Genomic DNA, 11,628 nt, shown 5'->3' with positions numbered 1-11,628 from the left:
CTTAAGGGCATGAAGATGTTGTTATTTGCCCTAAAGATTATCTGGTTTAAGCCGCTGTAAATTTTCTTGACGTTTCGATTATTCAAGCCAACCAATTTGTTCTTATCTTCGTATATACTCAAAAAAATAAAACCATGATCAATACCTTATTACTCCTCATCAGTTTATGGGTTGCACCAAAGCCGCCTCAAACCATCTACGACTTTTCTTTCAAAACATTAGATGGTAAAACCGTTAAGCTTTCAAAATTTAAAGGCAAGAAGATTTTAATTGTAAATACAGCTTCCAAGTGCGGTTATACCCCACAGTACGAAGACCTTGAAAAACTACATCAAGAATATGGCAAGGATGTAGTGCTGATTGGCTTTCCGGCAGGTAATTTTGGTGGACAGGAATTAGACAACAATGCGGCCATTAAAGAATTCTGTACCGGAACTTACAAAACCACTTTCCTGCTGGCCGAAAAGAGCAGCGTAAAAGGCAACGACATTACACCTTTGTTCAAATATTTGACTACACAGGAAAATCCAGATTTTACGGGAGATATCAAATGGAATTTTGAGAAATTCCTGATCAATGAAAAAGGCCAATTAGTGCATCGCTACCGTTCGGCGGTAAAGCCTTTGGATCCTGCAATTACCAAAAACCTGTAAGCAGGTAAAAGAGCAGATGGAAAACGTAAGATGGATTGGTTTCTGCCTTACGTTTTCCATTTTTTATGCTTTAATTTTTCTCGAGGATAAATCTCCAAAAAGCCGCACTCAAAATAGCGCCCAAAATAGGTGCGGCAATAAACAGCCACAATTGGCTAATGGCTTGTCCGCCAACCAAAACACCCGGGCCAATGCTACGGGCAGGATTTACCGATACACCCGTAATCGGAATGCCTACAATGTGGATAAGTACCAAGCTGAGCCCAATGGCCAAACCCGCAAAGCCTCCGTTGATGTTTTTGGTAGATGTAGCACCAAATATCACCAAGAGGAAAATGAAGGTGAATACGGTTTCGGCAATAAAGCCCGATACCAGGTTGTAGTGCTGTGGAGAGAGTTCGGCATATCCATTCTGGCCGAGCCCGGCAGCGAGCGAATACTCTGCTTTGCCCGAGGCGATAAAGAACAGGATACTTGCACCGGCAATGGCACCAAGCACCTGGGCAATAATGTAATAGATGGCTTCTGATGCCTTCATACGGCCTGCTACCACCATGCCGATAGAAATAGCCGGATTGATGTGGCAACCGGAAATGTGTCCAATGGCATAAGCCATCGCCACCACCGAAAGTCCAAAGGCAAAGGAGATACCCAACAGACCTACGCCAGTTGTTCCATTAGCCCCCGCAATAACCGCACTCCCGCAACCCATTAACACTAAAACCAAGGTGCCGACAAATTCGGCGCCAAATTTTGAGAATTTACTTGTTTCCATATAATTGTAGTTTAATTTAAATGCGAAAAAATTATATAGGGACGACTAATATTAAATTAAATATATATAAATAATTTGCTACTTGCATCCAAAAGAAAGTTAATTTAAAAGCCTTAGTTTTGATGATGAATTTGTATCCCGTACTCTTTATAGCGCTGGTACTGTTATTGGCCTTTTATTTTATTCTTCGCCGGAAGAAAACAACACCGGTTCCTTTGTCCGCTTCCGATCTCGGGTTGCTCGATATGCATGTTGTCTATTATCGGCACCTTGACCAGGCAAAGAAAAAACTATTTGTTCAAAAAATAGCCGATTTCTTGGCTTCGGTAAAAATAGAAGGTGTTGGGGTAGAAGTTGAACCTTTAGACCGCCTTTTGGTGGCTAGTAGTGCCGTAATCCCGATTTTTGGTTTCGACAATTGGGCCTATGGCAACTTGGGCAGCGTAGTGCTTTACCCTGATACCTTTAACGAAGACTTTGCTTTTGAAGGTGGGAAACGCAATATTTTGGGCATGGTGGGCACAGGCTATATGAACGGACAGATGATCTTATCCAAAAGCGCCCTACGACTCGGATTTTCGGCCAGCGCGGGCAAATCGAATACCGGTATCCACGAATTTGTGCACCTGCTGGATAAATCTGATGGCGCTACCGATGGCATTCCACAAAATTTGATGGCACATGAATACACCATTCCCTGGCTTAAAATGATGCATGAAGAAATCGGTCGAATCAATAAAGACCAATCGGATATTGATCCTTATGCCATGACCAACGAGGCCGAGTTTTTTGCCGTAGCTTCAGAATATTTTTTCGAACAGCCAGAAATACTTAAAGAGCAGCATCCTGGTCTGTATGAACAATTGAGCCGGATATTTGCACAACATCCGGCTGGTTAAGGTTTAAAGGTCTGCTAAATAGATAGGTCCAAAGATGGCCTGCTGGTTGCCTGAACTATCTGAATACCTGATTTTTAAACCGGTTACTTTGTACGTTCCCGTAGTTGGCGTATTGGGAGTTAAGCTGCTATATAAGAAGGCAGTCACCGTAACGCTCGGATCGCTGGAAGTGATGTCGACGATTTCGTTGGTTACGTTGTCAATGTGAAAAACAAAATCGCCATAGTACCTGATGTCGATCGATCTTTTTTGGACAGGAACCGAAACAGTGGCAAAACTGTAATGGGTGGCGAAGCTGGTAGCTGTGCACAACAGCAAGAATAAGACTAATTTTTTCATGTTTTTAGATTTAGGTTAACCGAAATAGTTCTCCACTAAAATTAACTTAAAAATTAGTTAAATCTTCCGATGTAAAAAAATAGAGCATCATGCCGGTTAAAAAAAGCCACAAATCTTTCCATTTGTGGCTTTTCGTATTTCGAAGGGGTAGGTTAGATCAAAAATCCGCCACCCAATAAATCGTTGCCTTCGTAAAAAACGGCCGATTGGCCAGGCGCTATAGCCGACACCGAATGGTCGAACACCACACGCATTTTATCCTTTTCCTGAACAATGGTGCTCAGCATGCCGGCATCTTTATAGCGGATTTTGGTCACCACGTTTGCTAAAGGCTCTTGAATGCTTTCGTATTTGATCAGGTTTACATTTCTGACCAAAGCCTCTCTGCGTTCCAATTCTTCAGCACGGCCCAGTACTACGGTATTGCTTTCGGGCAGGATCTGCGTTACGAACATCGGCTCGCCAAAAGCAACGCCCAAACCTTTACGCTGACCAATGGTATAGAAAGGATAGCCTTTGTGCTGACCAATGACCATGCCTTGGCTATTGATGAAATTACCGCCGGCCACGCGTTCTTCCAAATCTTCCACCTTGTGTTTTAAGAAGGCTCGGTAATCGTTATCGGGTACAAAACAAATCTCGTAGCTTTCGCTTTTCTTAGCCAGCTCTTCTTGGCCCATATCCATTGCCATCTGGCGGATTTCTGCTTTAGAGAAACTACCCAATGGGAATTTGGTGCGCGCCAGGTTCTCTTGCGAAACGCCCCAAAGCACATAAGATTGGTCCTTGTTTTCGTCTTTCCCCTTTGAAATGACGTATCTTCCACTATCTTGCTGACGGATATTGGCATAGTGGCCGGTTGCGATAAACTCGCAGTCCAATTTGTTGGCGCGTTTTAAAAGGGCCTCCCATTTGATATGGGTATTGCACAATACGCAAGGATTTGGCGTACGGCCGGCCAAATACTCGTCCACAAAGTTGTCGATCACAAAATCGCCAAATTCGTCACGGATATCCAAAATATAATGCGGAAAGCCATAATTTACAGCCAAAGTACGGGCATCGTTAATGCTATCCAGGCTGCAACAACCGGTTTCCTTGCTGGTGCCGCCCGATGTTGCATAATCCCAGGTCTTCATGGTCAGGCCAATTACCTCATAACCCTGTTCGTGCAACATCACTGCTGCTACCGAACTGTCGACACCGCCACTCATGGCCACCAAAATTCTACCGTGTTTGCTCATTGCTGTAAATAAAGTGCAAAAATACAGGTTTTTAGTTAATTATGGGAAATGGGCGGTCTTAACAATGTCAAAAGACTAGAATTTGGCCTGGCTCGACTCCCGTACCTGCAGCTTGGTAGGCAGGAGAATAGTTTCGAAAGGCTGGGCCTTGTTGTCGGCAATAAGCGATAGCAGCTGCTGTGCGGCTAAACGGCCAATTTCAAAAGAAGGCTGGTGGATGGTGCTTAGCGAGGGGTTAAGCACTTCGGCCAAGTCGGTATTGCTAAAACCGATCAGGGCCATATCGTCTGGAATTCGAAGCCCTAACTGATGCAAATGGGCCAGGCATTTGGTGCTTAAAAGGTCGGTAGCTGTAAAAATAGCCTCAGGCACTTGTTTCAAGGCCATTAATTCTTGTAGGGCAGTAGCCAGTTCCTCGTCTAAAGTGGCTGCATTGGTGGTATCGCAAAATTTGACCCAGTCGGGGTTAAAGGCAATGCCGAAATCTTCAAGCGCTTTTTGATAGCCTTTAAATCTTTCGGTTGCTACGCTCAGTTGCGTATTCCAATTGAGATGGGCGATGGCGCGATAACCATTATGAATAAGGTGCACTGTGGCTTCGTAGGCACCTTTAAAATTATCGACAGCTACTTTGTGGGTTTCGATGTGGCTGCTTAAACGGTCGAAAAGCACTACAGGCAAACCGGCTTGCTGCAGGTTGGTCAGGTGGCTAAAATCGGTAGTTTGGTAAGAAGGGGAGATGAGCAATCCGTCGATGCCGCCAGCGTAGAGCAGGCTTACGTTGGCCTTTTCCTGTTCGTACAGCTCCTTGCTTTGCATGATAATAATCTGGTAATCCCTTTCCGAACAATAGTGGTCTATGCCATCCAGCATCTGGGCCATAAAACTATTGTCTATCGAACATACGATAACGCCAATAGAACGACTTTTGCCTTCCCGGAGGCTTCGTGCCATCCGGTTTGGCACATAATGGTGCTCTTTGGCATAGGCCAAAACCTTCTGCTTGGTTTCATCGCCAATCTGGTAGCTGTCTGTTAGCGCCCGCGAAACGGTAGAAACAGATAGATTTAAGGCTTTGGCAATATCGCTTAAGGTAATATTATTGTTCATTTTCAATCGACTCGTTAGCAGATTTCAGGGCTAAAGATACAGAATTTTGCCGTTTTTAAAGCGAATAGGCATTTTGGTCGCTATGTTTTTACTAAAACCATTTAGTTGTAAGCAGAGATAGTTTTTTGAGGTTGATGAAAAATTAATACCTTAGGCTTTCTAATCATTGCTACACGACTTAAACAAATGAAAAAAACACTGCTCTGTTGTCTTGTATTGTCTGCCATGGCAGCGCAGGCGCAACAAAATCTGGTTAAATATGTAAAGCCGCTTATTGGTACCGAAAAAATGGGACATACCTATCCGGGTGCCACCGTTCCTTTTGGCGCGGTGCAGCTGAGTCCCGAAACCGATACCATTCCTTACGAGATGAACGGCAAATACAATGGCGATGTGTACAAGTATTGCGCCGGCTACAAGTACGAAGATAAAACCATTGTTGGGTTTAGCCATACCCATTTTAGTGGTACAGGACATTCAGACCTGGGCGATTTTCTGATCATGCCTACGCAAGGCAAGCTGCAGCTGAACCCCGGTACAGCCAGCAATCCGAAGGGAGGCTATCGCTCGGCATTTTCTCATGCCAACGAAGTTGCCGAAGCCGGTTATTACAAAGTAAAACTAGACGACGATAATATATTGGCCGAAATGACCACCACCAACCGTGTGGGCATGCACCAGTATACTTTCCCCAAATCAGACCAAAGCCATATCATTTTAGACTTGATGGCTGGCATCTATAATTACGACGACAAAACGGTCTGGACCTACGTAAGGGTAGTAAACGATACCTTGGTTACCGGTTACCGTCAAACTTATGGCTGGGCACGTACCCGTACGGTTTATTTTGCCATGAGCTTTTCTAAGCCGTTTAAAAACTACGGCCAAAAGAATTATGACGCACGCCAGGCTTACAGAGGCTTTTGGGGCAAATTCGATCAAAACAAGAATTTCCCTGAAATAGCGAGTAAAAAAGTAAGAATGTTCTTCGATTTTGATACCCAGGAAGGAGAAAAAATCAAAATCAAGTTTGCCTTATCGCCGGTAAGCCAAGAAAATGCCCTGCAAAACATGCGCGCAGAAATTACGGGCTGGGATTTTGACAAGGTAAAGGCCCAGGCTCAGGCTACCTGGAACAAAGAATTGGCTAAGATCAACATTTCGGCTTCCGAAGATGACAAAACCAATTTCTATACAGCTATGTACCACGCTTTCATCAATCCAACTACCTATACCGACATAAACGGACAATATAAAGGTTTGGATCAGGATGTGCATACGGCCAAAGGCTTTACCAACTACACCACATTCTCGCTTTGGGATACCTACCGTGCCTTGCATCCTTTCTTTAATATTGTACAGCCAACGCGTAATAACGACATGGTGAAGTCGATGCTGGCCCATTACGACCAAAGCAGCCTGCATATGTTGCCTATTTGGTCGCACTACGCCAACGATAATTGGTGCATGAGCGGCTACCATAGCGTTTCGGTTATTGCCGATGCCGTAGTGAAAGGCATATTTAATGGCGATGCCAACAAAGCGCTGGATGCCTGCGTAACTACCGCCAAACACCGCAATTATGAAGGAATTGGCTATTACATGGATTTAGGCTATATTCCGGCCGAACGCAGCGGCGTGTCGGTTTCGAATACCTTGGAATATGCTTATGACGACTGGGCGATTGCCCAAATGGCCAAAAAGCTGAACCGTATGGATGTTTATGATGAATTTATCAAGCGCTCGGCCAACTGGAAGAACAATTTTGATAAAACTACCGGCTTTATGCGTCCGAAATTGGCCGATGGCACCTTTAAAAAAGATTTCGATGTGTTGAGCACACATGGCCAGGGCTTTATTGAAGGCAATAGCTGGAACTACAGCTTCTTTGTACCTCAGGATCCTGCCGGTTTAATAGAAATGATGGGAGGCAAGAAGAAATTTGCGGCGAGGTTAGATACGTTGTTTACCATGCACCTGCCCGACGAATTTTTTGCCGATACCGAAGATATTACCCGCGAAGGCATTATTGGCGGCTATGTACATGGCAACGAACCGGCGCACCATGTGGCTTACCTTTACAATTGGGCCGACCAGCCTTATAAAACACAGGCTCAGGTACGCCACATCCTAAAAATGCAATACAAACCAACACCCGACGGTTTGGGTGGCAACGACGACTGTGGCCAGATGAGTGCCTGGTACATGTTTTCTTCGCTGGGCTTTTATCCGGTTTCGCCAGGTGGCGATGAGTATGCCCTGGGTTCGCCTGCGGTCAACAACGCTACACTGACTTTAGAAAACGGCAAAACCTTTACGGTAGAAGCCATTAACCAAAGCGATAAGAACGTGTATGTACAAAAAGTGTTGCTGAACGGAAAAGAACTGGCAAAGCCTTTTATCAAGCATAGCGATATTGCCAATGGTGGCAAATTGACATTTTACATGAGTGCCAAGCCTAAAAAATCATAATCGAAATCAAATGATAGATTTAAAGCCACTGGACATAAACCAGTGGCTTTTTCGTGAAACAGCCAGTCGGGATGTGCCAACTCTATCTAGATAGCACTTGTTTTAAATCCAACTCATCAAAACGGATTGCAATCCAGAGTTAACTTGGTCGCGAAAACATTTCCCGACCAACAAGTAACAGTTGCATTGTTGCCATTTTATGGCCCTTGTCAGCCAAGCAGATAGCGCCGAAAAGCCCAAATGGGGAAAACTTTTCTGAAGTCGGTTCTAATATTTTTTAGATATTTAAACTCCGAAAACTGAATATTTGAAAGATGAAGATCGTAATTGCCGAGAAGCCTTCCGTTGGTCGTGAGTTAGCAAAAGTGTTTGGTGCAACCACCAGAAAAGATGGTTATATCGAAGGCAAGGGCTACTCTTTTACCTGGGCTTTTGGACATTTGCTTCAACTGGCCCCGCCTCAGGATTACGGCTTTATCGGCTGGCGCAAACAACATTTGCCCATGTTGCCGACCAAATTCAAGCTGGCTATCCGCAAAATCAAAACCAAAGATGGCTTTGTGGAAGACCCAGGCGTAAGAAAACAGCTCGACATCATCAAAAAACTGTTCGACGAGGCTTCCGAAATTATTGTGGCAACGGATGCCGGGCGCGAAGGAGAACTCATTTTTCGCTATATCTATTACTTTCTCAAATGTAAAAAGCCCTTTAAAAGGCTATGGATATCATCGCAAACCGACGAAGCCATTAAGGATGGTTTCAGGAACCTAAAACCAGGCACTGATTACGATACCTTGTTCAATTCGGCACATTGTCGTTCCGAATCAGATTGGCTGGTGGGCATGAATGCAACCCAGGCCCTGAGCATTTCGGCCGGAAACAAAAGCGTACTTTCTTTAGGCAGGGTACAAACGCCAACTTTGGCTATGGTTTGTGCCCGATACCTGGAGAACAAGAATTTTGTGCCGCAAACCTATTTTCAAATTGGTATTCAACTGGATAAAGATGGACAGCTGTTCAAGGCTATTTCTGTTGCCAATTACAAAACTCAGGAAGAAGCGCAAGCCATATTCGACAAGGTAGAAGATGTGGCCTCGGGCATTGCACAAGGTGGAAACATTACGGCCGTAGAAGCCAAGCCAAGAAAAGAACCGCCACCGCTTTTGCACGATTTGAGCAGCTTACAGCAGGAAGCCAATAAAAAGCACGGGTTTACGGCCGATCAAACCTTAAACCTGTTGCAGAACCTTTACGAGAGCAAGTTGGTTTCTTATCCGCGTACAGGAAGCCGTTACATAGGCGACGATATTTTTGCCACCGTACCGGCTTTGATCAATAACCTGGCGGTACATCCTGAATTTGGCAGGTCCGCTACGTTTTTGCAGACTGCTACCTTGAACAAACGAAGCGTGAATGCCAAGAAAGTAACCGACCACCATGCCATTTTGCCAACGGGCATACAACCCCAGCACCTGAGCAAAGACCATCAGGCTATTTATGATTTGGTAGTAGGCCGTATGTTGGAAGCCTTCCATCAGGAATGCGTAAAGGAAGTGACCAAAATCACCATCGAATCAGGAACTACTTTTCAGGCCAATGGTACGGTAATCCGCTCTGCCGGTTGGCGTTCGGTGTTTAACGAGGTAGAAGACGATAAAAAGGACGAAGACAATCCGGCATTGCCGAAAGTAAAAAAAGGAGAGTTGCTGCCTATCGTAAACAAGGCATTGCTGGAGAAGCAAACCAAGCCCAAGCCCCTATACAACGAAGCTTCTTTGCTAAAGGCGTTAGAAACTTCGGGCAAGGAAATTGAAGATGAAGAACTGCGTTATGCCATGAAAGACAGCGGCTTGGGTACGCCAGCAACGCGGGCGGCCATTATCGAAACCCTGCTTACCAGAGAATACATCAGTCGCGAAAAACGAAACCTGGTGCCCACTCCCAAAGGATTGGCAGTTTACGAAATCGTTAAAGACAAGAAGATCGCGCAAGCCGAGCTTACCGGTCAGTGGGAAAAACGTTTGGAAGAAATCAGGGCAGGGGCATCGGTAACCGAATTCAAGGCCGAAATAGCCGAGTACACCAAAAACATTACGCAAGAATTATTGGTGGCAGGTGCCAGCCTTTCGGCACAACTGGCCGAAGCACCGGCAACAGTTTAGTTGCCGCAGTCATTTTGGCGAATAGCCGGAGTTTGTTAACTTGCTTTCAAATGAACCGCAAATACTTCCTTTCTTCTATTATTCCGGCTTCGTTGCTCCTGCATTCCTTCAAAAGCAGCGCAACTGTGCTTTCCGAAACAGCAGCAGCCAAAAAGCTAAAAATCCCCCCATACCTGGTTGCAGGCGATACCATTGGCATTACCTGTCCGGCTGGCTACATTACCCAGGCCGAAATAGAACCTGCAGTTACCCAAATGAAAAGCTGGGGCTTTAATATCGCAATAGGCAAAACCATAGGTGCCCGTGATTTTACTTTTGGAGGCACCGATCAGGAACGTTTGGCCGATTTGCAGGAAATGTTGGATAATCCGCAGGTCAAAGCTATCATGTGCGCCCGTGGAGGCTATGGTGCGGTGCGTATTGTAGATCAGCTCAATTTCAGTGCTTATCGTTCCTCACCAAAATGGCTCATCGGTTTTAGCGACATTACGGTGTTGCATTGCCATATCAACAGCAATTACAGAGTGGCCAGTATCCATTCTAAAATGTGCAATAGTTTTCCTGCCGATTGGACCAAAGCCGAACCCATCCAGATTGACACCATCAATTCGATTGAAAAAGCGTTAAAAGGTGAAAAAATGAAATATACAGCTCTCTACAATAACAATAATAGGATGGGGAGTGCACAAGGTGAGCTGATTGGAGGCAATCTGCGTTGCATCGAAAACCTGGCTGGAAGCATTTCTGAAATCGAAACCGACGGAAAAATATTGTTTGTAGAAGATACCGGCGAATACTTGTACAGTATAGACCGTATGTTTTACAACCTGAAACGCAGTGGCAAGCTAGCCAGGTTAAGAGGCCTTATCGTAGGAGGTTTTAAGGTAAAGCCCGACGACGAAGGAGAGGCCTTTGGCAAAACCTTAACCGATATTGTGCTCGAAAAGGTAAAAGAATACGATTATCCCATCAGTTTTGATTTCCCGGTAGGGCACCAGCGGGCCAATTTTGCACTAAAATGTGGCGTACAGCACTGGTTGGATGTAAGAGCCAGTGGCACCAGGCTGGAAGAAATCTAGGCAGGCCTAAAAATACAGCATGCTTGAATTTCTTGCCGTTTGGGTTTCCCAGGTGCCGTACAAAAGCTAAACTGGGGAAAATAGAAACCGCTTAACAGGCCGTAATATAATAAACAGGCGTTTCTTCAAACCTCGAAGCCACTACAATCTCGGTACCGTTGGCATGTTGCTGAAAAAGCTCCTGTACCAATTGCGGACAGTTGTTGTCTTTGCTCAAATGCGAAAGAAGGAGATGGCTCATAAAGGCCGGTCGGTAATTGAGAAACAGGTCAAGCGCTTTTTGGTTAGACAAGTGTCCGTTTCCACCCCTGATACGGTTTTTCAAAAAATAGGGGTACCTGCCCTTATCCAGCAGTTCGTCATCGTAGTTCGCCTCTAAAAACGCGGCGTGGCATTGCTTAAAATGATGAATAACGTGTTCGCAATGGTCGCCAATATCGGTAAAAACCCCAACGGTAACCCCATTGCAACTTACCACAAAACTATGTGGTTCTGCCGCATCGTGTTTCTTGGGGAAAGCCGTAACAGCCAAACTTCCAAAGGTTATGGGTGCATATGTTCCAAAAGACGTAACCAGTTCTGAGGGCAGTTGTTGCCTGCCGCTAATCAGGGTACGTTGGGTAATGTACACCGGTAGCTTGTATTTTTTGGCCAGTACGGGCAGGCCACGGATATGGTCGCTGTGTTCGTGCGAAATAAAGATGGCCTTTACCTTTTCCATGCTCAGGTTAAGGCGTTGCAGGCGGCTTTCTGTTTCCTTGCAGCTCAGGCCAGCATCCACAAGTACAGCTTCCTGATCGTTACCGATATAAAAGCAGTTTCCGTTGCTTCCGGTGTTCAATGAACTAATAAACAAGGCCATGTTTGCAAAAATACAGGAAAAATCGAGTTTAGA

The 11,628-nt window shown here is 45.2% G+C and carries 10 protein-coding genes; 5 read left to right on the top strand and 5 right to left on the bottom strand.

The window, feature by feature from the left end; all coding sequences use genetic code 11:
• The first annotated feature begins 134 nt into the window (after positions 1 to 134).
• A complete protein-coding gene (locus tag AC6H1S_RS09520) occupies positions 135 to 653 on the top strand; it encodes a glutathione peroxidase (protein ID WP_199140770.1) in 519 nt (172 codons plus the stop codon).
• A 70-nt stretch (positions 654 to 723) separates the two neighbouring features.
• Here the strand turns inward: AC6H1S_RS09520 and aqpZ are convergent, their stop codons facing one another.
• A complete protein-coding gene (gene aqpZ, locus AC6H1S_RS09515) occupies positions 724 to 1,428 on the bottom strand; it encodes an aquaporin Z (protein ID WP_497563432.1) in 705 nt (234 codons plus the stop codon).
• Between the two features lie 122 nt (positions 1,429 to 1,550).
• Between aqpZ and AC6H1S_RS09510 the strand changes: the two genes are divergently transcribed.
• The gene (locus AC6H1S_RS09510) at positions 1,551 to 2,327 is read left to right on the top strand and encodes a M90 family metallopeptidase (RefSeq protein ID WP_497563431.1); all 777 of its coding nucleotides are present in this window, start codon (positions 1,551 to 1,553) and stop codon (positions 2,325 to 2,327) included.
• Between the two features lie 3 nt (positions 2,328 to 2,330).
• On the opposite strand, the gene AC6H1S_RS09505 is transcribed toward AC6H1S_RS09510, so the two are convergent.
• The 3 genes from AC6H1S_RS09505 to AC6H1S_RS09495 all read right to left on the bottom strand — a co-directional run bounded on the left by AC6H1S_RS09505 (position 2,331) and on the right by AC6H1S_RS09495 (position 5,020).
• Positions 2,331 to 2,666, bottom strand: coding sequence for a hypothetical protein (locus AC6H1S_RS09505; protein WP_199140773.1), 336 nt, complete (start codon positions 2,664 to 2,666; stop codon positions 2,331 to 2,333).
• Positions 2,667 to 2,818: 152 nt separating this feature from the next.
• The gene (gene mnmA, locus AC6H1S_RS09500; protein WP_199140774.1) at positions 2,819 to 3,910 is read right to left on the bottom strand and encodes a tRNA 2-thiouridine(34) synthase MnmA; all 1,092 of its coding nucleotides are present in this window, start codon (positions 3,908 to 3,910) and stop codon (positions 2,819 to 2,821) included.
• A 75-nt stretch (positions 3,911 to 3,985) separates the two neighbouring features.
• Positions 3,986 to 5,020 (bottom strand): LacI family DNA-binding transcriptional regulator, encoded by a 1,035-nt coding sequence (locus AC6H1S_RS09495; protein ID WP_199140775.1) that lies wholly within the window; start codon positions 5,018 to 5,020, stop codon positions 3,986 to 3,988.
• 186 nt (positions 5,021 to 5,206) lie between these two features.
• Between AC6H1S_RS09495 and AC6H1S_RS09490 the strand changes: the two genes are divergently transcribed.
• The 3 genes from AC6H1S_RS09490 (at position 5,207) to AC6H1S_RS09480 (ending at position 10,733) form a co-directional block, all read left to right on the top strand.
• On the top strand, positions 5,207 to 7,492 hold the full coding sequence (locus tag AC6H1S_RS09490; RefSeq protein WP_497563430.1) for a GH92 family glycosyl hydrolase: 2,286 nt from the start codon (positions 5,207 to 5,209) through the stop codon (positions 7,490 to 7,492).
• A 314-nt stretch (positions 7,493 to 7,806) separates the two neighbouring features.
• Positions 7,807 to 9,654, top strand: a complete 1,848-nt coding sequence (locus tag AC6H1S_RS09485; RefSeq protein WP_497563429.1) for a DNA topoisomerase 3 — start codon at positions 7,807 to 7,809, stop codon at positions 9,652 to 9,654.
• Positions 9,655 to 9,872: 218 nt separating this feature from the next.
• Complete coding sequence (locus AC6H1S_RS09480) at positions 9,873 to 10,733, top strand: S66 peptidase family protein (protein ID WP_497566025.1); 861 nt, start codon at positions 9,873 to 9,875, stop codon at positions 10,731 to 10,733.
• A gap of 91 nt (positions 10,734 to 10,824) precedes the next feature.
• On the opposite strand, the gene AC6H1S_RS09475 is transcribed toward AC6H1S_RS09480, so the two are convergent.
• Positions 10,825 to 11,595 carry an MBL fold metallo-hydrolase gene (locus tag AC6H1S_RS09475; RefSeq protein WP_497563428.1) on the bottom strand — a complete coding sequence of 257 codons (771 nt, stop codon included), beginning with the start codon at positions 11,593 to 11,595 and terminating at the stop codon, positions 10,825 to 10,827.
• Positions 11,596 to 11,628: the final 33 nt, after the last annotated feature.

The sequence above is a fragment of the Pedobacter sp. TM02 genome (genome assembly GCF_059705275.1).
The sequence above is the reverse complement of the archived record's forward strand: the minus strand, read 5'-3'. Positions and strand labels throughout refer to the sequence as shown.